The sequence below is a fragment of the Pseudomonas sp. RP-B7 genome (assembly GCF_059803535.1).
This window is the reverse complement of record NZ_JAPFHC010000052.1, coordinates 1-20,526: the sequence shown is the minus strand read 5'-3', so window position 1 is coordinate 20,526 and position 20,526 is coordinate 1. Positions and strand designations below refer to the sequence as shown.

The 20,526-nt window shown below is 60.2% G+C and carries 17 protein-coding genes and 2 pseudogenes; 3 read left to right on the top strand and 16 right to left on the bottom strand.

Translation table 11 applies throughout. The features are described from left to right. Window positions 1-100 precede the first annotated feature (100 nt). Window positions 101-571 (bottom strand): Lrp/AsnC family transcriptional regulator, encoded by a 471-nt coding sequence (locus OPU96_RS28090; protein ID WP_192301145.1) that lies wholly within the window; start codon window positions 569-571, stop codon window positions 101-103. 124 nt (window positions 572-695) lie between these two features. Here OPU96_RS28090 and OPU96_RS28085 point away from each other — a divergent pair, with 124 nt between their 5' ends. Together OPU96_RS28085 and OPU96_RS28080 are read left to right on the top strand one after the other, a co-directional pair. Beyond that, complete coding sequence (locus tag OPU96_RS28085; RefSeq protein WP_192301144.1) at window positions 696-1,940, top strand: methionine gamma-lyase; 1,245 nt, start codon at window positions 696-698, stop codon at window positions 1,938-1,940. A 219-nt stretch (window positions 1,941-2,159) separates the two neighbouring features. Further along, entirely contained in the window at window positions 2,160-2,831 is a 672-nt protein-coding gene (locus OPU96_RS28080) for a helix-turn-helix transcriptional regulator (protein ID WP_305392504.1), read from the top strand. Between the two features lie 304 nt (window positions 2,832-3,135). On the opposite strand, the pseudogene OPU96_RS28075 reads toward OPU96_RS28080, so the two are convergent. From OPU96_RS28075 to OPU96_RS28040, 8 genes and pseudogenes are all read right to left on the bottom strand, one after another. Next, window positions 3,136-3,291, bottom strand: a pseudogene (locus OPU96_RS28075) (condensation domain-containing protein); the annotation flags it as partial. A gap of 203 nt (window positions 3,292-3,494) precedes the next feature. Continuing rightward, entirely contained in the window at window positions 3,495-4,574 is a 1,080-nt protein-coding gene (locus tag OPU96_RS28070) for an OmpA family protein (protein ID WP_498560136.1), read from the bottom strand. Window positions 4,575-4,584: 10 nt separating this feature from the next. After that, window positions 4,585-5,022 carry a type VI secretion system baseplate subunit TssE gene (tssE, locus tag OPU96_RS28065; RefSeq protein WP_226457793.1) on the bottom strand — a complete coding sequence of 146 codons (438 nt, stop codon included), beginning with the start codon at window positions 5,020-5,022 and terminating at the stop codon, window positions 4,585-4,587. Window positions 5,023-5,025: 3 nt separating this feature from the next. Continuing rightward, window positions 5,026-5,553 (bottom strand): type VI secretion system lipoprotein TssJ, encoded by a 528-nt coding sequence (gene tssJ, locus OPU96_RS28060; RefSeq protein ID WP_192301140.1) that lies wholly within the window; start codon window positions 5,551-5,553, stop codon window positions 5,026-5,028. After that, complete coding sequence (gene tssG / locus OPU96_RS28055) at window positions 5,534-6,622, bottom strand: type VI secretion system baseplate subunit TssG (RefSeq protein WP_498560135.1); 1,089 nt, start codon at window positions 6,620-6,622, stop codon at window positions 5,534-5,536. Before tssG ends, tssJ begins: the two co-directional genes overlap by 20 nt. Continuing rightward, a complete protein-coding gene (tssF, locus tag OPU96_RS28050; protein WP_498560134.1) occupies window positions 6,586-8,355 on the bottom strand; it encodes a type VI secretion system baseplate subunit TssF in 1,770 nt (589 codons plus the stop codon). Before tssF ends, tssG begins: the two co-directional genes overlap by 37 nt. Before the next feature lie 24 nt (window positions 8,356-8,379). Beyond that, on the bottom strand, window positions 8,380-9,954 hold the full coding sequence (tssA, locus tag OPU96_RS28045; protein ID WP_498560133.1) for a type VI secretion system protein TssA: 1,575 nt from the start codon (window positions 9,952-9,954) through the stop codon (window positions 8,380-8,382). After that, the gene (locus OPU96_RS28040) at window positions 9,951-12,179 is read right to left on the bottom strand and encodes an ImcF-related family protein (protein ID WP_498560132.1); all 2,229 of its coding nucleotides are present in this window, start codon (window positions 12,177-12,179) and stop codon (window positions 9,951-9,953) included. Before OPU96_RS28040 ends, tssA begins: the two co-directional genes overlap by 4 nt. Window positions 12,180-12,776: 597 nt before the next feature. Here OPU96_RS28040 and OPU96_RS28035 point away from each other — a divergent pair. Beyond that, window positions 12,777-12,947, top strand: coding sequence for a hypothetical protein (locus OPU96_RS28035; RefSeq protein ID WP_498560131.1), 171 nt, complete (start codon window positions 12,777-12,779; stop codon window positions 12,945-12,947). A 299-nt stretch (window positions 12,948-13,246) separates the two neighbouring features. Here the strand turns inward: OPU96_RS28035 and OPU96_RS28030 are convergent, their stop codons facing one another. The 7 genes and pseudogenes from OPU96_RS28030 to OPU96_RS28000 form a co-directional block, all read right to left on the bottom strand. Next, window positions 13,247-14,407, bottom strand: coding sequence for a KPHS_23130 family T6SS system protein (locus OPU96_RS28030; RefSeq protein WP_498560130.1), 1,161 nt, complete (start codon window positions 14,405-14,407; stop codon window positions 13,247-13,249). 2 nt (window positions 14,408-14,409) lie between these two features. Further along, window positions 14,410-14,676: a PAAR domain-containing protein gene (locus OPU96_RS28025; protein WP_498560129.1), complete on the bottom strand. Its 267-nt coding sequence runs from the start codon at window positions 14,674-14,676 to the stop codon at window positions 14,410-14,412. 163 nt (window positions 14,677-14,839) lie between these two features. Beyond that, window positions 14,840-15,868, bottom strand: coding sequence for a hypothetical protein (locus OPU96_RS28020; protein WP_498560128.1), 1,029 nt, complete (start codon window positions 15,866-15,868; stop codon window positions 14,840-14,842). 68 nt (window positions 15,869-15,936) lie between these two features. After that, complete coding sequence (locus OPU96_RS28015) at window positions 15,937-16,998, bottom strand: hypothetical protein (RefSeq protein ID WP_498560127.1); 1,062 nt, start codon at window positions 16,996-16,998, stop codon at window positions 15,937-15,939. Continuing rightward, complete coding sequence (locus OPU96_RS28010; RefSeq protein WP_498560126.1) at window positions 16,991-19,027, bottom strand: lipase family protein; 2,037 nt, start codon at window positions 19,025-19,027, stop codon at window positions 16,991-16,993. The genes OPU96_RS28015 and OPU96_RS28010 overlap by 8 nt, the downstream gene beginning before the upstream one ends. Next, window positions 19,024-19,560 (bottom strand): hypothetical protein, encoded by a 537-nt coding sequence (locus OPU96_RS28005; RefSeq protein WP_498560125.1) that lies wholly within the window; start codon window positions 19,558-19,560, stop codon window positions 19,024-19,026. The genes OPU96_RS28010 and OPU96_RS28005 overlap by 4 nt, the downstream gene beginning before the upstream one ends. A 23-nt stretch (window positions 19,561-19,583) precedes the next feature. Then, window positions 19,584-20,526: pseudogene (locus OPU96_RS28000) on the bottom strand (type VI secretion system Vgr family protein); the annotation flags it as partial.

Genomic DNA, 20,526 nt, shown 5'->3' with positions numbered 1-20,526 from the left:
CAACCAATCTAAATGATCTTAAAAAACCTCAATAAATAACTTTTTAGAATTCGCTTAGGCTGCCCCGCCCTATCGCCTCGATACGGGGTTGGTATGTGCGTTATTGGGGCAAGGGAATCACCCGCAACGGCCGCACCGACTTGTAGGAAAAGCTCGAATAGATCTCTTTGACACACGGCAGCGTCTGCAACACTTCCCGTGCAAATTCGCCAAACGACTCAAGGTCCTTGGCCACCACTTCCAGCAAAAAGTCATAGCGCCCCGAGACGTTATGACACGCGACGATCTCCGGGATCGCCAGCAGCCGCTGCTCGAATGCACGGGCGATTTCCTGGGTATGGCTCTCCATCATGATGCTCACGAACGCCGTCACCCCATAGCCCAGCGCTTTGGGCGAGAGGATCGCCTGGTAGCCGCTGATCACCCCGCTCTCCTCCAGGTTGCGCACCCGCCGCCAGCACGGCGAAGTGGTCAGGGAAACACGCTCGGCCAACTCGGCCACGGTGAGGCGGGCGTTACCTTGCAGCGCGTTTAACAGGGCTTTGTCGGTGCGATCCAGACTCACAGGCATAATGTGCCCCTATTCCTTGTTTTTATCGGTTTTTCATGCCTTGAGGCGGCGTTTTGGCAGCAAACTTTGCAACGTTCATCTGCGGTTATGAGCATAGCATTGTAGGAAATAAGGAGCGCCCGACATGAACAATAAACACAATGCATTCGGCTTTTCGACCCGCGCCATCCATCACGGTTATGACCCCAAGGACCACCACGGCGCGCTCGTGCCGCCGATCTATCTGTCCGCCACCTTCGCCTTTCCTACCGCCGAATACGGGGCTGCGTGTTTTGCCGGTGAAGCCAACGGCCACTTCTATACGCGCATTTCCAACCCCACACTGGCGTTGCTCGAAGCGCGCATGGCCACCCTGGAAAACGGCGAGGCCGCCGTGGCGTTCAGTTCCGGCATGGGCGCGATTGCCGCCACGTTCTGGACCCTACTGCGCCCCGGCGATGAAGTGCTCGTCAGCCAGACTCTGTACGGTTGCACCTTTGCGCTGTTGCACCACGGCATCGGCGAATTCGGCATCAAGGTGCGCCATGTCGACCTCACCGATCTCGCCGCCGTGCGCGCCGCAATCACCCCCGCCACGCGCATGATTTATTGCGAAACCCCGGCCAACCCCACCCTGCAACTGGTGGACATCGCCGCCGTGGCCGCCCTCGCCCATACGCAACCGAATATCACCGTGGTGGTCGATAACACCTACTGCACGCCCTATCTGCAAAGGCCGCTGGAACTGGGCGCGGATGTGGTGGTGCATTCGGCCACCAAGTACCTCAGCGGGCACGGCGACATCACCGCCGGTATCGCCGTAAGCAGCCTCGCCCTGGCGCAACGCATCCGCTTGCAAGGGCTCAAGGACCTGACCGGCGCAGTGATGTCACCGCAGGATGCGGCGCTGCTGATGCGCGGCCTCAAGACCCTGGCCCTGCGCATGGACCGTCATTGCGCCAACGCCCAGGCCGTCGCCGAAGCCCTGGACGCCCACCCGGCCGTGCAGTGGGTGACTTACCCAGGGTTGCGATCCTTCCCACAGTACGAGTTGGCGCAGCGCCAGATGAAACTGTCCGGCGGCATGATCGCCTTCGAACTCAAGGGCGGCATCGACAGCGGTCGGCGCTTCATGAATGCACTCAAGCTGTTCACCCGTGCGGTCAGCCTGGGCGACGCCGAATCACTGGCCCAACACCCGGCCAGCATGACCCATTCCACCTACACCCCGGAACAGCGTGCACACCACGGCATCAGCGAAGGTCTGGTGCGTTTATCGGTGGGCCTGGAAGACATCGCCGACCTACTGGCGGATGTGCAGCAGGCCCTGGCCAAATGCACGCGGGCTGCGCCGCGTCATACGGCAACGGTTGAGCATGCGCTGAAATAAACCGTAGCTCGTTTCCTTAACGGTGGTCGGAAGGGTCCGACTACCGTTATGCGGTTTTAATCTGGATTAATCCGGATTGGATCCCCTTCCCGGCGCTAGGCTGTACTAGCATACGTCTCGGCGGGAAACGCTCTCACTGTGGGGTATTCGCACTAGCATTCGTTGATTCCCGCCGCGTCATGGCTGAATACCTGCACTCGAAACTCATGGACGAAGCAGATGAACTCACACCTGTTCCCACATATAGGCAAGGTCATCGCCAGCACCGGCAGTCGCCATTTCCCACGCATGCTGCATGACCTGATCCTCACCCAACTGGCAGTGGACGCCACCCATATCAGCCAATTGCGAGCGAGCTCCGACGGCCACACCCGTCGCACCATCAGCCCGGTCTACACCGATTCGGTGGCGACCATGGGCGAAGAACAACCGGCCGCGCAAATGCACCTCACCCGTCACAAGGACGACGTGCGCTACGTGCTCTCGGTGTACCGCTCGCACCAGTCGGCCAACTTCTCCGCCCAGGAGCGCAGCATGCTGCAGGACTTTTCCACCCTGCTGCTGCCCATGGTGGAAAAGCACATCGCCGCGATCCAGCCGTGCCGCCTGGACAACGATGGGACGGCGCCGCAAAACCAAGGCCTCGAAACCCTGCGCCGACGCATCGAAGAGCGCCTGGTGCAATCGGGGCTGACCCTGTCCAAACGTGAACTGGAAGTGTGCGTTGGCCTGCTGGCCGGGCGTACCGCACCGGAGTTGGCCGAACAGTTGGCGTTGAAGGTCAACACGATTGAGAGCTACCTCAAGCGCGCGTCGATCAAGCTGGGGATCAGTGGACGACATTCGTTGTTGCGGTGGATGTACTCAACAGAGCAAACCACGGATGTCTGAGCCAACACAGTTCTAAATATGAGAGCGGGCTTGTGTGGGAGCGGGCTTGCTCGCGAAAGCAGTGTGTCAGTCACTGAATATGCAGACTGATTCACCGCATTCGCGAGCAAGCCCGCTCCCACAGTTGATCTTTATCATCCAAAAAAGATCAGTCCCGCGCCAACGCCTCAATCGGGTCCAGCCGCGCCGCATTCCTCGCCGGCACAAACCCGAACACAATCCCGATCAACGTCGAACAGGCAAACGCTGTGACGATCGAGCCCAGGGCGTACGACAGCAGCGAAATCACCGCGATCAACGACAGCAGCAACGCCAGGGAGCGCGGTTCGTGCGCGATCAACTGATCCCACAACACGTCGTCCAGTGCCTCGTCATCGCCGAGGATAATCAGGTCGCCTTCTTCCAGTTGCAGACGGATCGCATGGGTGGAAATCGCTGCCAATAATTCGCTGAACTGCATGGGAGGTAACCTGCCTGATACGTCACGGTTGAGGAGAAAGTCCGTTTTCAGCTGCCGCTTGGCTCGGGTGGTGCCGGTTAAAAAATGCGGACGCAGCCGCACGCCTGGAGGGGCGTCCGGTAGGGCTGCAAAACTAAGGGATTTGACCGATGGGGGGGTGACATGGGAAGCGCGGACAAGTCGTATTCAGGCTGCGGCGCGGGTTATTCCTGCGCCCGTGCGGGCTCCTCACACGCGCCCACCTGTGGCACCAGTTGAATGTCCACGCGCCGATTGGCGCTGCGCCCGGCCTCGGTTTGGTTGCTGGCAATTGGTTGGCTGGCGGCCAGCCCCTGCACGGCAAAGCAGCTGTCGGCGAGGTCGCCCATGCGTTGCATCCAATCGCGCACGGCGCTGGCGCGGGCGTGGGACAGGGCCAGGTTGTGCTCGACGGTGCCACTCGCATCGGTGTGCCCGGCGATGACGATCAGCCAGCCCGGCTGGGCCTTGATGCCCACCAAGGCGTTGATCAGGACTTTGGTCGAACCGGGCTTGAGGGTTGAACTGCCGGGGTCGAACAGCGCCAGGCTGTCCAGCCGGATCGGCTCGGGCAGGGACGGCTTGTGACTGTCTGCCCCGCTGAGCCACAGCCCGGTGACCATGGCCGTCGCCAGCACCCCGGCGCCCACCCACAATCCCCGGCGCGGCTTGCGCATTGGCAGGGCTGGCGGCGGCAGGATCACCACGGGGGCTGGCCACGCCGGGGCCATTGCGCTTGGCAGCCGTTGCGGCTCCAAGCGCTGGCTCAACTGGCCGACCTGCTGGCGTAGCGACTCCAACGTCAATAACGGCCCGCCAAGCAGCGGCAGCAGACGTGCCTGCAAACGCGCCAATTCAACGTCCAACTGCAGCAGCACGCTCACGCTTGGCGACACCCCCGCGAGGCTGCGCACCAACCGTTGCAGTTGCTCGCACAACCACTCCAGCAAGGTCTGGCGCACCATCACCATCGGCGGCCACAAGCGCGACCACTCGCCCACCAACGCCGTGAGCAGCACCACGCCCTGGACGATGCCCTCCAGCCCGTGGCGCTGGCCGCGAGCCAAGGTGTAGAAACACGCACTGTTGAGCTCCACGCCATTGCTCTGGAACAGCGCCAGACAGCCCTGCTCCACCCTCGCCCAGTCCACATCCGGGCGGGCAGGATGGCCGAGCTTGGCCATCTCGGCGTGCACGGCGGTGAATTCGGCCAGGTGCCGCGGGTCGCCACCGACCTGGATATGCGTTTCAAACACTGCGCTCATGGGGTGCTCCTTATCGCTCTGGGGCGGCGCCCGGTTTCAACGCCCGCAGCGTGACGTCGCCCGTGGGTGCCAGGGTGGTGCCTACGCTCACGCGCTGCCCATCCTTCAATTGCAGCTCCAGGGCGTACTCAAGGTGCCCGGGCAGCGCCTGGGGCAACAGCTCGATAGCGATTGCCGCCAGGCGCGGTTCGTAAGTGAGCAAGGTGTCGCCCATGATCCCGATCAGGCTGTGGGCTGTGGCGGGCAGGCCTTGCAGGATCAGGCCCATGTCCGGCAGGCCGTAGTCGGGCAAATGGCTGAGGGCACCGGCGCGGCTGTTGAGGATGCGCTGCAGGTTGTCCAGGACTGACAGGGTGTGCTGGTGTGCTTCGCTGACCTGATGCAGCGGCAACTCACCGGCAAAGTTCTGCAGCAGCAATTCATACAACGACGGGTTGGATTCGCCCATGGTTCAGTCCTTTGCCAACGGACGCAGGCGCAAGCGGTTGTCTCCCAACTCGATGACCCGCACCCGGTCGGGGTCCAGTTCATCGCGAGCCAAGGTCAGGCGCCAGCTGTTGGCGCGGGTATCCGGGCTGCGGAACAAGGCCGCCACGCTGACGAACCGCGCGTCCTTGTGCAGGGGCACACTCAGCGGTGCGCCCTCCTCGGGTTTCACCACCAGGGTGTGTTTGTCCAGCAATGCGCCGGCCAGCAGTTGCTCGTCATCGCCCAGCAAGCCTTCGTAGGTCGCCCGCGCTACAGCGGTGTCGTCACGCAACTGGTACACGCGCACCAGGGTCGGCAGCGACAGCGCATTCATGTCGGCGGTGTCGGTATTCAGGGCTGCGCGCGCGCTGAAATCCAGATGCAGGGTTTTCACCTGCTTGTAGAAAATCGCCTGGGCGGTGGACGCCGTGCCGTCCGCCACGGTCTGGGCCAGGCCACACCCGGCGAGGGGCAGCGCCAGCATCACAAGGCTAAAAAGGGTACGCGACATGCTGTGTCTCCCGGTTGCAAGGGTTTATCGACAGGCCTTGATAGCGGCCCAGGTTGATCGTCAGGCGTTGCTGCGGTTGGGCGTCGCCGCCGGGCACCAACACGGCGGTCATGCCCAAGCGCAGCGGCGCGCGACCCAGTACTGGCGTCGGCAGGCTGCGCAGCGGCAGGGTCAATTGCAGCTTCGCGGTGCAGCGCCACCCCAGGTAGACGCGCAGGAGCACCAGCAGGTCGCTGTGCAACTGCCCGCCGGGCAGCCAGTCGCGGGCTTGCTGTGGGTCTTCGGTATACAGCGCCAGGCGCAGTTGGCTGCTGGCATCACGGGCGACCGGCCCCAACGGTGCCTGTTGTGCCAGGCGCATCGGACGCCGCGTGCACAGGCGCGCTGGCTGCGCGAGCACGATGTACTGCGGCCAATGCGCGGTGACTTGCGCCAGGGTGTTGGGGGCCAGCAACTTGACCAATGCGCCGATGCCTTCGGCATTGCGCGTGGGCAGACGCATCACGCTGAGCAAGGCCAGAAAACGCGAAATCGGCGTACCGATCTGCGCGGCGGTGCCCGGAATGCCCAGGCCGACCAAGCCCAGCAGGCACTGCGAAGTGGCATCGGCGCCGCCCGCTTCAAACGTGGCCGGGTAGGAGTACTTGCGCCAGATCCGATAGAACTGGGTGAAGATCCGGTGGTTGAAAATATCCAGGAAGGCTTGCAGCGCTTCATGCCCTTCACGGCGTTGCGCGATGTCATCCAGGTAGGCGCTGGGCAGGGGCGAATCCACCCCGTATAACCCGAGCAAACGGGTGCGTACCGTGGCCGGGCGCTCGGGGTGCTCGCCCGCGCTTTCAATCGCCCGCAGTTCGCCCCCCGGAAACCCCATGCCGGGGTCGGGCCGAAAGCGCACGACGTCATCGCCCGGGTGCGCAGTGCTGCCCAAGGGCGGGTGGTCGGGCAACACCTGTTCCAGCAGTTGGCAGAAGCGATACAGGTTGGCCTCGGCCACCGGCGCTGCCATGGCCTCCAGTAAACCGCTGGCGGTCAGCCGGGAATACGCTGATTGTGGTTCTCGTTCCATCGCAGGCACTTTCCAGTCGGTTGCAGGACCAGCGTGAGCTGGGTGTACAGATGCACATCGGCGTAGAGGGCAAAAAAACGGTTGAGCATCTCGCCAAACAGGCTGATGTCGCCCTCCCCTGAAAAGCCGCAGGCATCCAGGACGATTTCGATGTCCACGCCACGCAGCAGCAAGCCCTTGTCGAAACGCTGGACCAGGTGATGGCTGACTTCGACAATCGCGGCCAGGCGCCGGCGGTTCAGCTCGCTGCCCGTCCAGTCATACAGCGCCAGGGTGCCGCGCAGCACTTCGGCGTTATCGAGCATTGGCAGGAAATTCGAGCCCAGGTGACTGAGCACCCGCCAGTGAAAGCGGTCGCGGCTCGGCGGGTAGCAGGGCAAGGTCGGCGCGCACAGGTTGCGCACACGCAAGCCGACCTGGGTGGACTGCACCACACTGTCGAGAGAGGTGCTTTGCAGGGCCTTGCGTGGCAACTGGCCGTGGGTGCCGGTCAGGCGCAGCGACAGGCTTTTGTGTTCGAGCAGGCGGTCCTTGTCGAAGCCCTCGCCGCCGAGGATCAGCCAGGTGTCGTGCAGGCCATTGGGCGCGCGCTTGAGCCGTGTATGGAAATACCGCTCCGGCGCATCGGCGCGCAGCATGCCGCCCTTGTGACGAAAGCTGGTGAACGGCACGTAATCCTGGCGCTCGGCGTTTTCCGAGACAGTGACCTGGTCCACCGAGTAGATCTCCATATGCCCGTCCTGCAAGCGCATCGGCCGCAGCAGGTAGTCGGTTTGCAGGGGCGCCAGGGTCAACGGGTCGGCTTCCAGCGCAAACAGATTGATCACCGGCACGGCGTGCAGCCGGATGTGTTCGCTGTTCAAGTCGAACGTGTGCGGCCAAGGCTCGCGCAGTACCACATCAAGTTCGAACCAGGCGGTGCCGGGTGTGATCTGCAATTGCTCCAGGCCACACAGGGCCACGAACATGAATTTCTCGCGAAAGGCGAAATACTCCAGCAGCAACTGGTAGCCGCTGAAGGCGCTATCGCCTTTGGGCCATAGCCGGTCCTCATCGGCAAAGCCCTTGGCACTGAAATGCGCTGCCAGCGGCTGGCGTTCGGCCTGGCCTGGCCAGCGCAGGTACAGGGCCTGGACGTTGAGGGTCAGCGCCTGATGCAACGCACTGGCCAGGGGTGCATCGGCATTCAGGTACAACGGCAGGCGGCTCAGGTCGATCTGGCTCCAGTCGGCCTGCGGCCCGCAGGCGAAACGCAGGCGCAGGCGCGAGCGACCGTCGGTTTCGTAGCCGCGCCCCAGCGCTGTCAGGGCCAGCGGCCGCAGGGTCAGGTCCTGGGTGGTGGTGAAACGACACCGGGTGCGTTGTGGCCCGATCGGTTGCGACAACACTTCGAAGCCTTGGGCGATCTGCTCGCTGCGTTTCATCTGTTCGAGTTCAGGCGCCAGTTCGACCACCGACAACGATGGAATCGTACGCAAGTAATGCGGCCACAACAGGCTGACCAGCCCTTCGGTCAGCTCCGGCAAATCGTCGTCGAGTTTTTCCCGCAGGCGTCCCATCAAGAACGCGAAGCCTTCGAACAGGCGCTCCACATAAGGGTCCTGCGCGCCTGGCTTGTCCAGGTTGAGTTGGGCAGCGCGGTCGGGAAACGCGTCGGCGAACTCCTTGCCGGCTTCGCGCAGGTAGCGCATTTCGGCGTCGAAGTAGCGCAATGTCAGATTGTCCATGTCCATAACTATCATCCTGATTGTTGAGGTTCAGCCACACAGCACGGCGGCGCGTACCGGATCGATGGCCACCAGCGCCGCCTGCAAGGCCTCCATCCTGCGGGCCAGGGTGGGTTTGTCGGCGTCGTTGCGCTGGGCTTTGGTTCGCAGCAATTTGAGCAGGCGCGCCTTGACCTCGAAATGCAGGTCGGGCTCCCACTCGGCCAGGGCCTGACGTTGCGCGGTGGCATCCAGTTCGCCCAGCAGGTGGATGGCCAGCTCGCCCTTGCCATGCTGTTCGGCGACACGCGCCATCAACAGGCGCAACAGCCAGCGCTGACGCCCGGTGTGGATGCCTGGGCGCGCCGCCAGCCAGGCCAGGGCCTGGTCCACGCCGTCGCTGTCGGCCTGGGCCAGTGCTTCGCTTTCCAGGGGCAGGATGTCGTCGGGGTCCGTCGTGGGCGCGGCGGACGCAACCGGAAGCCAGGTCTGGGGGCGATTGCCACTGACGTGCTGGGCGATCCACTCACGGGTGGTCTCATCGGCGAACGGGCTGCCGTCGTTCCAGCGCAGTTCTTCCAGCCCCGGCAGGCGCTCAAGGAACATGCCCAGGTCGCGCTTGGCAATATCAGCCCAGCCATCCTGCGGCGCCGGTTGCCGACTCAGGGCCTGGTACAGGTACCACTGCAGGTCGAGCCAGAAATGGTTCACGCCCTCGGCGTAAATCCGCTCGACCTGATCGAGCAGCTCGGTCCAGCCCTGTTGCAGGTACAGGCGCTTGAGCTGGGCGCGGTAGTCCGCACGCGGCGGCGCCAGGCGCGTGTTGCCATTGATCTCTTGCGGCGGCGCCTGATGCACCGTGTCCCAGCGCAGACTTTTCATCAGGCGGTGGGCGGCCAGCCAGCCCTGGGGTTGCTCGCGCAGGTAAACGGCCAGTGCACGGCCGCTGTCCAGCAGGTCGCGCCCGGATCTTATGACTGGCGCGGGCAGTGCCGGCGACGCCGGGCTGGCACTGTTCTGCGGCACCAGTGCATCCATGCCGCCGGACTGCGCGAGCCTGGCGCTCAACGCGTCATACAACGGGCCCAGCAGCGGCCGCTGCGCCTGCGGCCACGCCGTCACGCCCCGCTCCAGCCAGGCCAATGCTGCGGCGGTACGGCTGGCTTCGGCCCTGACCACTTCCGGGTACAGCAACAGCAGGTCCAGCACCTTGCCACTGGCCAACCATTCCAATGCCAGCTTGCGGCTGTTGGGCCTGGCGGGCAGCAGCGTGGCGCCGAAGCGTTCCACCAGGGCCGCGAGCAAACACAGGCCGTCGGCCAGGCCGGCTTCGCCGTCTTTGTGCAGGCGTGCCCATAAGTAATAGGTGGCCACGCGCAGGTCCTTGCAGCGATGGAGCAACAGGTTCTGCGCCAGCTCGGCGACCTGTTCGGCATCGGCCCCCGACAGTTTGTTGACCTCTTCGCGCATGCGTTGGAAGTCGTCGTGATAGGCCGGGTCTTCGCCGACGCTGGATGCAGCGCTGATGGGCAACAGCCAGGCTTGCCAGTGGCTCATCTGGGCACTGGCGAAGGAAGGTGCATCACCTCCTCCCAGGCAGCGATCGATCAAGGTTCGCAGGCTCATGGCAAGCTCCCGTTTTGCGCATACGGCGTGTCGATCCCGCGCTCGCCGAGAAAAATCTGCCGGGGCAATTTGAACCCCCTCAGTTTGAGCAGCGCCAACGGTCCGGCCTCCAGTTCGGTGCGCAGATGCCAAACCAGATTCAAGCCATCCGGCGCCTTGAGCACCACGCGGTAGCGGCTGTCGGCATCGTCCAGCGGCGTGACCTGGGCCTTCTCCAGCAGGCGCAGCAGGCCCCAGGTCCCGGGGAAGTCACCGAACAAGCGTTCGCCACTGTGCGCGCTGGTCCAGCTCAGGCTCGCACCGGGATAATCGCTACGCCCCGGCCAGTTGAAGCGCTGCCAGCTCTCCTTCTGGTTGAAGTAATCATGGCGTTCGCCATCGAGAATGAAGCGGGTTTGCACCACATCGCGCACCGGTTTGCCTTGCAGTTCAAAGCGCAGGCCCATGCCGCCGTCGGTGTACAGCACGTCGGCCAGATCGCTGAGTTGGTTGATTGCGCTGAGGAACTGCGGGTTGAAGCGCAAGCCCTGACTGTGGCGTGGGTCGGCCAGCCAGCGATTGCCCTCCTTGCGCAGCACGCCGCTCAATTGTTGCTGCAAGAAGCGTTCGATACGTCCGGAGTCGGCGCGGATCATCTGTCCGAGCATGGGCAAGGAGGCGTCGCTGGCGCTGGCCGCAAACGGGTAACGACTGGCGAAGGCGCTGTCCCAATGGTTGACGATCGAACGCTGCCACTGGCTGTTGAGCCCGGCTGCCGAGGGTTGCAGCACGCGCTGCCAGGCGTGCTCCAGCGGCTGCACAAATAACGTCTGCGCCACGCCGCCCCATTCTGCGCCAAGACTGGCGGCCAGCAAGCTGCCGTAGGACTGGGTGTCGGTGAGGTCGATACTGCGGCCTTGAAACACACTCTGCGCCAAGGTCTGGGTCATTTCCAGCGGGTCGGGCGCGGTGCTGACTTGCTGCAATGTCAGGCGCACCCGGGTCACGCGGGTGAGGAATGTTTGCAGGCTCAGGCCGTCATCGTTGCGTTTGTCGAGCAGCGCCAGGAGCGGCCCGAAGGTTGCGTCCAGCGGGCTGCCGGGCACATCGGCCAACTGATCGATCAACGGCGCCTTGTCCTGCCCGATCAGCTTTTGCGCAGACTTCACCAATGAGTCCGCCAGGGCTGGCGTCCGCGCCCCCGCCTGCCCCTGGTAAGCGAGGGTGTTCATCAACGCAATCAGCGGCGATTGGCGTACATCGCTGATCAGCGTCAACTGGTCGATCACCTCATCCAGACTGCCCGCAGCCTGCCAGCGCAGACTGTTGAGCATGCCCAGCCAGGCGCTGGCGTAGTCCTGGAAGTAACGCTCGGTGAGGCGCTCGCGCAGTTGATCCGGGCTCAGCCGGGAATCGAGGTCCGTCGGTTTGTCGCTGAGCACCCAGTCGATTTCCTCACGCCGTGCCTCGGCAATCCGCTCGATGGCTTGGCGCACCTGCCCCTCCCAGGCCTGCCGGGTGAAGACCCCGGGCACGCTGGCATCGGTGGCAAACAGCGCGAAGGCATCGGTGTCGCCAACCAGTTGGTGCAGGCCCAGATCGGGATAGTGATTGGCGGCATCATCGAGGACTTGCTGATAGAGGCTCGCCTCGGCGTTGCGCTGGCCCAGTTGCAGCAGCAGAAGCTGGCGGACTTGCGCCACCAGGCGGGGGTCGAGCGGAATGCGCCAGGAGGGGTTGGCGGATAAGTGTTCAGCGTAGAACTGACGCAGGTTGGGGGGGATGCCTGCGCGAGCGGGTTCCAGTTCGTTGAGGGTTTTGAGCAGGAGGGCGGCATCGGCTTTTTCCGGACGCGCCATCATCAGGTAAGCCTTGAGTTGGGCGTAAGCCCCGGCTGTCCGCTGCGGGTTGTCCGGAGCCAGTTTGAGCAACGCCGAGAGCTGCTGGTGCAGGATGGCGGCTGCGGGGTCGCGGATCAGACGGTTGTTCGCTTCGACGTAGTGGGGCCAGAGGATTGCCAGCAGTGATTGATTTTGATTGAGGCCGAAACGTTGATACCAAGGCGTGCCGTGAACGGCGCGGTAATCCAGGCGGGCCAGCTCGTCGACCAGCTCGTTGAGGGCCAACAGTTGGGCGTCGCCTTGGGGCGTGGTTTGCAGGGCGTGGAGAACGGTTTGGACGCGGCTGATCTGGGTGCGGTTTTGGCTGAAAGACAGGAGCAGGCCTGCGGTCCACAGTAGGGTCATGGATAGCGCCAGGGTGTAGGCGATTCGGGGCGCGCTCCAGCCAAGGCGACGCGGCGCGGGTTTGTCGTTGACGATGCCTTGCCAGGCTGGGGGGACGGGCCAGATGTGTTTGGGGCAGTTTTCGACGGGTTGGATGGGCGGGCTGAACCATAGGCCGCGCAGTGGTATGCCGTGGGGACGCCTGCCTAGTAGCGGTGCAAGTGTTTGGCGCCAACGGGTAATCCCTTCCGAGTGCAGGTCGCGGGAGAGGCGTAGTAGGAAGTCGTGGTTTAGATCAGCGTGTATGTTGGATAGGCCGATGTGACGCAGGGGCTGGAGCAAGCTTTTCAGGCTGTTTTCCAACACCTCGTGAGTTAGGCATGGCGGTAACAAGCAACCGACGGCTTGGCTATCGCGAGTGGACTGAGGCCATGGGGTGTCGTCGACTTGCCATAGATGCAGAGGCAGATGCCAACGTAAACGGCGGGCCAGACGTTGCAACTGACGTACGCCCTCACTCATCAACGTGTCATCGGCGAGCTGGGTTTTGCTCAGCGCCCAGACCACTCCGTCCAGTGCGCGCCAGCGACTCAGGCCAGCCCATTGCTGGGAGGATGATTGATCCAAAGTGCCGCCCCAGAGCAAGACGGTGCTTTGTCCTTCCATGCCGAGCTGATCGGCGAGGGCCGGAGCGATGGCCTGGATTTGAAGGGGTTCCCCTATGACCAATATGAGGCGGACTTTGTGGCGCCAGAAGAAACCATATTGATCACGCAGGTGGTTGCGTAAGGCCGAGAAATCAAACGCAAGTTGCTGGGGCAACCTTATCTGTGGTTCTGACGGGGCATAGACGTTATCCGCCCGCCCCTTCTCTCGATGGCTTTGCTGTTTTAGATATGCCAGCAACTGAGGTAAAACGTAGCCCACCGCTGCTACGCAGATGATCAGCAAAAAGGCCAGCAGCTTGTGGTGGTTCTCCACCAAGCCTACCCGCTCGCCGAATCTCCAGATCAGCCACGCCAGCAGGGTTAAAAGCGCAATGATCCATATTGCGCCCCCCGCACGGCGCCATGAATTGCTCCAAGCGTTCATGCCAACTCTCCCGTGGTAACAGTGCCTACCCAATGCCGTGATTTTTCTCGAGCCAACACCAACAAAGGGCTACGCTGGTGCCGAACGACTTCCACCCCGAGTGCAGTAACCAACCAGTGACCAAGCGGTCCTGACCGGCCACATAGGTGTTCTTGAATCCACTGTTGCTCGACTACGAGCGATGCACCTTGGGTACCTGCCCCCGTCAGTAATTTGCAGATCCGAGGCTGCCAGGCTGCGTCATCGGCCAATAACCCTGTTGCCTTGCAAGCCGGTAGCTGGGTTGTCAGCAGTAGCGAAACCTCACGGTCCAGCGCTTCGATGTCCAGTGGCATCGGCCGTAACAAGTAAGCGGTTATTGGCAGTTTCAATGCGTGGGCAAGGCTGTCTGGACATAGAAGTAGCGCTGCGAGCCCGTCGGAGTAGTCGCCCTCGCCGTGCACTTGGAGGATCAGGAGTAACTCAATAGCGGTACTGGCGGCCTTCAACGTTTCGTCGCCCCATCGGTACGACAATTCGTCAACCAAGCTGACCGTAGTGGGCGCAGCCCGGCTCATGCTGTGGCTCCAGATCTGCTGCCAGTCACTGCGCAAGGCATCGTAGTGAGCCGGATCGACATCGCTCAACAGGGTTACCCGCAGTTCCTGCACCGCCGGTAAAGCCTCGAGAGCGGGTGCGATTGCCTGGATCAACAGCTGCAACCCGGCCTGCGCACGTGCCATCTGTGCAGGCAGCACCGTAATACGCCGGGCCTGCCCTGCACGGGAAGGCAAGTCTGAGGGCGCACGCATCAATACGCTGGCCGACACCTGATCCGGCAGCAACACACAACTGGCAGACACGGCCAGGTAACGCTGTGCCCAGCCCTGCCAGGATCGCTGAGCGTTTTGCGCCTCTGCCTCCAAAAACCGGTAATGGCTCAGTGCAACGCCATAGCCATGGGCACGCGCACAGAACGCCAGGGTCAGGACCAACAGCGGCGCTGCGGACAAAAGCCAAATATCCAGCGTCTGCAGTAACAGCAGACGTTCTGAGGCATGCAACAAAAACAGCAGCGCACCGGCCAGCACTGCCACGATGGCCGCAAACACCCAGCGCCCCGGCACAGGCGGCACTGGCGCTTTCACCCCCACGGGGGGCCGACGATCCCAGCCCATGACTAGCTCACCCCACAATCAGGAGCGCTGGAGATCACCAGGCAACCACACTCACAACGACAACCATTGATTACCATCGCCCGGCCACCCTCGGACCAATCCGGGCAACCTTCGACAATTCGGTTGACGCCATGCCCTGGCAGTGGGCAGCGCACTTCATCGCCAACCAGGGCCGCACGCTTGCCATTGACGATAGTTGTGGAAGAGGCCGAGATCACTTCTGCGCCGTGAGTTGTCTTATCACCTAATAAAACAAGTCCTTGTGACATGGGGTTTGAACTCCTTGGACCAAACAGTAAATTTAAATGTTTGATAGATGCGCGGATCGGATAACGCCTTTCAGTGGACGGCAATCGACTCCGCACTTTAAGTGTGCGAAATAATCGCCTGCCCCCAGTAGCCTCCGCCTCACTTCCGCAAGTGACATCACCATTACCGCTCGGGAAACTGGACTTCGCGTAACGGATGCATGCTTTCCGGGAACGCGTTTGTCAGGCCGTTGGAATCGGTCCTGGATTTGTATATTCGGCCGTCGTTACCGACCACTCGATAATCATAGATTGGTAACTTGTTCCCCCATTCGTCCACGATGAGGTACTGCCCGAAACCGGGTTTGTCCGGCACGGGGAGCCATTCGGGCAATAACTGTGGACGACGGTCTGGGCACTTGCGGTAAGTCCGGGGTGAAAGACAATTGCCGGCGCGGCCGGTGCGCAGGCTTTGGAGTTTTAAGAAGTCGGGCTTCGTACGACCATCAGCTACGACACTGCCGTCGGGGTAGTTGAACTTAATAAAGTTCCCTTCTCTCTTTTCCTTTACTCCTTCTGAACTCACCACGAAGCCAGAGTGAACAGTTGGCTCGAAGTATACTTGCCGAGCCTGCAAAGCCCGATAACTCAGATATACATGACCCTCACCCGCCAAATTTACGGTCTTACGGTTCCCGTTTAAAAAGCTTTCATGCACCCAAGGGTAATAATCTCGTCTAATCGTCAGATCTCCATCCACTTTGAAATCCGCGCCGCCCCGTGGAGAGTTGTTATAGTCAAACATCGCGATCACGCCCCCCCCTGCGCCATAAGTAACGCCCTCGCCATAACGCGTTGGATCGACAAACTCCACGCCGAATGTCACATTCGCCAGATGCCAGCGACACGCACCGCCCCCATCCTTTGGCAGTTCCACTTGGTAAAGGTCACTCTGGCCTTGGCGCTCAAATTCTTTGTAAATTGAGTGATGACCATCCTGCTCTATACGCTGGCCGCTGGCGCCCGAGCTGATGCGTTTACAAATGGCCGAGCGATACATGACCCACATAGTTTCGGTTTTAAGTTCCTTGGGCAGTTTCACCGTGACGGTTATCTTTTCGCTGTCAGCAGGCGGTGACAGGCTGTAATCCTGTCGGCAACCACTTAAGCCGAAAAAAAGTACGCATAAAACCATGGGGATGCGGTAGAACATGGCGATGTCCTTTTGAGTAATAACTGGCGCGATGATTGGATTTCGCATAGATAGTTTCACTCTATCCACTAGGGAAACTCCACTTCACGCAACGGGTGCATACTTTCCGGGAACGCGTTTGTCAGGCCATTGGAATCGGTCCTGGATTTGTATATTCGTCCATCGTTACCGACCACTCGATAATCATAGATTGGTAACTTGTTCCCCCATTCGTCCACGATTAGGTACTGCCCGAAACCGGGTTTGTCCGGCACGGGGAGCCATTCGGGCAATAACTGTGGACGACGGTCTGGGCACTTGCGGTAAGTCCGGGGCGAAAGACAATCGCTGGCACGGCCGGTGCGCAGGCTTTGGAGTTTTAAGAAGTCGGGTTGTGATCGGCGATCGGATACGACACTGCCGTCGGGATAGGTAAATGTAATGAAGTTCCTCTCGCTCTTAACCTTTACGCCCTCTGACTTCACTAGGAAGTCAGAGTGAAACATGGGCTCAAAGTATACTTGACGAGCCCGCAACGCCTGATACTCCAGAAAAATATCACCCTCCCTCGCTAAACTGATGGTCTTGGCGTACCCACCTAAAAACCTTTCATGTAACCAAGGATAGTAATCTTTCCTTATCGTCAAATCGCCATCCACTACAACTGGAGAACCAGAACCTCTCATAGAACGGTTACGATCAAATTTGACTAAAACGCCGCCGCCGGCGCCCCACGTTACACGCTCTCCGAAATAAGTCGGCTTACCATAAGTAACGCCAAAAACCACGTTGCTCAAATGCCAACGGCAAGCACCACCCCCATTCACCGGCAGATTGGCTTGGTAAAGATCACTTTGTCCTTGGCGCTCAAGCGGCATATCGATGCTGTGAAAACCATCTTCCTCAAGCCGCTGGCCGCTGGCGCCACGAGAGGCTCTTTTGCAGGAAGCTGAGCGATACATGACCTGTAGGGTTCTCAGCGCCAACTCCTTTGGCAATTTAACCGTTACTGAGACCTTTTCGCTGTCAGCAGGCGGTGACAGGCTGTAGTCCTGACGGCAACCACCAACAGTGAAAAGAAGTGTGCACATGACCACGGCCAGTCGAAGGGCGCTGGTTGAGTTCTTAAGCGCATTGATTTGCTTAACCATAGGTTTTCTCGTAATAGGCCCGTGGATCGGCGATGGCATCAAAACGCTCTAGTGCTTCTTTGCCCCCATCGGCTTGCTTTGTGACACGCAGGGCTTTATCCACCAAACACTGCAAGTCGAGAAACACACGGTTGCGAGCCAACTCCTCCTCAGGAACACGCCCGTAGTAATCCTTGATCTGTTGTTCGAATTTGCTTCGTTGTATCTGGCGTTCCAGCAAGGGTTCGCGCGCTGGATTGATGGACTCCAGCAGTTGGTTGTGGATATAGGGTTGGTACTGCGACATGAAGTGGTCGCCAATCCGCAACACGCGGCCCACTGGGGTGTTGCTGTAGTGCGGAAAGTACCGGGCACGGTTTTCAGGACTCAGCGAAGCGTTGAAACGCTGCGTGGCCTCCTCGGCCTCTTGCTCATCGGTTTCACTGAGACTGGGTACCAGATACAGCTTGGCTTTCTCAGGTAACTCAGCAGTGATCGTGCCACGAATGGGTGTGCCATCCGGCTTTCGATAGGCGGGGTATGACCCGAACTCTTGATAATGGTGTTGTTCAGCCTTGAAGAACATGGCGATCTTGCCGTGATGGCTGAACGCGTTCTCGTGCTTGTACACCAGGCCATGAAGCGCTTTGCCTAATGAGCGTTGAAACCCAAATACGGTGCCAAATGGGCCGTATCGGTCATACAGGTCGCTGTCCAGTGCCGCTTCGGGAGGTACACGTGGGATCAAATCGGTGTCGTTGACATGGCGGAAGTGCCAAAGGTCGCCCAGGTATTGCACGGCGAGCAGGGTGAAGGTGCGGGGCATGCCGTAGGTGTATAGCAAGGGGTTATGTTTGAGTAACGAAGCGGCGTGGATTAGGCCGAGAGCACCGCCAAGGCTGTGGCCGCAAATGAATAGTTTTTTACCACCAATCCCCTTGAGAATCGTCTCACCCAAGTCCTCAGCATAGATTCTTCGCGCAACTTCAAAGGCATCACGAAAACCAAGGTGCACACTGCCCAACGAGGTAAGGTCCGGGCAAGGAACCTTGGGCTCACAAAGCGCCGTAATCTCAGGCTTTACAGGACGAAAGGTCACATCAGTGATCAGGTCAGCGAGCCCCTCCATTTCAGTACCGCGCCAAGCCACTAATACCTGGGATGTACTAATCGCGTAAAACAGCTGAGTATGGCCTTCCGGCGGATCAGCCTTATCCGTATCCAGAGGTTTGACCGCTGTGTAACGATCACTGAACGGCACATCCACCACAACACAAGGCCACGCCTGACCACTATCCCAAACACGCGGAGTACGCGATAAATCCAGACACTGCCGCTCGAAAAGCTCGTTGACAGACCCCAGGTCGCTTTCGTCCCGATTGCTATACGCCAAAATACTCATCAACCCCAGGTTGTAAGCATTCACCAGGCTGTACTCCTCCTGATGATGCAAAACCAGCGACCACGCGCGAAACGGGCAGACCTCCAGCACATGCCGACGGTCCAACCTATCGCCACTGACAGTGAAGCCGCCAAACTCCGGGTCAGGAAAGTGAAACGCAGGAGACAGCTTCGGGTCGGGCGCCGGTGGGTCAAGCGTCGGCAGGTCGTCACCTAGTTGCCCGATCCGCAAATAGTGATAATCGTGTCCCTTCGCAAGCGCCTCCTCCTCAATCGGCGAAAACCCCGGACATTGCGGCCCATACAACGGTGAACGGTCCCCGACTCCCGGCCGAGGCGGCTCCGCACGTACCGCACGCAGACGTCGGCTTTGCAGGCGCTCGGCCAACGGGTCGGCTTCCATCAGCAACGTGATGGCCAACGGATGCAGCCCCTCAAGACGAATCACGCCCTCCGCATCGCTGTACCCCACGAATTCAGGCACGAAACCCCCACGCGAGGCTTCATTCACCGCGCGATAAGGCAAGTTCGCCAGGGGCTGGCCGCGTTCGTCCAGCAACTGAAACTCGACCCAATGCTGGATCTGTTTGCCGCCAATAAAGTCCTTGAACGGGTTGAGCGTATCGGTGTAATGCAGGGAATCATTCATTGATTGATATCTCCCCTGTCAGTCGGAGTAGCTGCATCCGCGTTGTGTTTGCCACCACAAGAAGGAGCGGCCTGACTACCATCCGCCAAGAGGGTGTACTGCAGAAACTCCACTGCCCCCGTCGCGGTTTGCTCGACACAAAAAATGGCTTCGTAACTATCCGTAGGATGATCGGCATTACTCAACGAGAAGACGTAAGTTCGATTGACTTCAAGCGCTTGAAGAGGCTCATTGTTTTTAAAATCATTTAATTTGTACCCCTCAGGCACGTTGCCAAAGACGAAACACGCACCCGGGCTTAGTTCCAGCGGCTTGAATCCCGGCAACAGTGACGCCCCCCAAGAACGCGGATTGCGCCTGTAACTTTCGGTCAACGAAAACCAACCGACCGCAAACCCTCTTTTTGCATTGTTAGGTAGGCAAATAGCCGGCCTAGCATTGATTGCGACAATGTTGCCAACGTCCCTGCGACCAAATGACGTTGCATCAACAACAGAGGAAACCGTCCAGCAGATGCCGAGCATCACAACCATCACACATCTCATACAACTCCCCTTCATCTCGGAAGATGTTTGTTATCGGCGGGATTTCTCAAAAACGACTCAAGGGTCGCGGCAAGAAGCTCCGGACTTTTGCTGCTATTGGTTGGATTCCACACAGCACTTGGATTACCGACGACACAGATCAGGTAATAGTCCGAGATGATTTCGCCTTGCTGTTCCATGTTGTAGTCAGAAAGAACACTTGTTTCCGTCAGGGTATAGCGATAAGCAGACGCTCCACGACTGGACACAAGCAGGCCCTTCAACTTGACTGAATAACCCAATTGGTATTGCCACACATGGGTCATTTCATGCATGAACAGTGCTTTATCCTTATCACTGGCTGTATTGGAAAAATCATCCCTGTAATACCCAGTACTCACGGGGTAATACATCTCGCCATTCGGCGTCACTGCCGTATTCTGCGTTCCAGCAAAAACCCACCAACCGCTGTGGTGCACCTTGACCTTGGTGTAATCAATAGCATCCCTGAACAGGGTGCCGGCCATTGCGATTTCTCCAGGCGTCAAGGAACGCTTCTTGCCTTTCGGCAGCGGGACATCTGCAGTTGAACTTCCCACCTCAATATCGTTAGTGGTGATGCCGCTTGATGCCAAGTCGATGACAACCGGTGTTTGCTCCGTTAACGCCGCACAGCAGAAACCCCCTGAAGCCAGTGGTGGAAAAAGCGCTATCTGAGTAAACGGAGTCGGCGTCTTGGTTGCGATGCGTTGCGTATAGCCTTGGGCATCCGTGATCCCCTCGAACGTCAAACCATCAGCGAGCGTTGCCGAATATTTCAGCTCGCTTGCGAGCTCGCCGCTTGGACCGATCAGGCGGAGTTGTTCGTCGTAGGTCGCTGAAGCTGGCAGTTCAATGTTCAACGCCCCCGGCAAAAGCGTATGAACACTCATGGTCTTGCCGTCTTTATCGGTCACCCCGCTGAACACCTCCCCC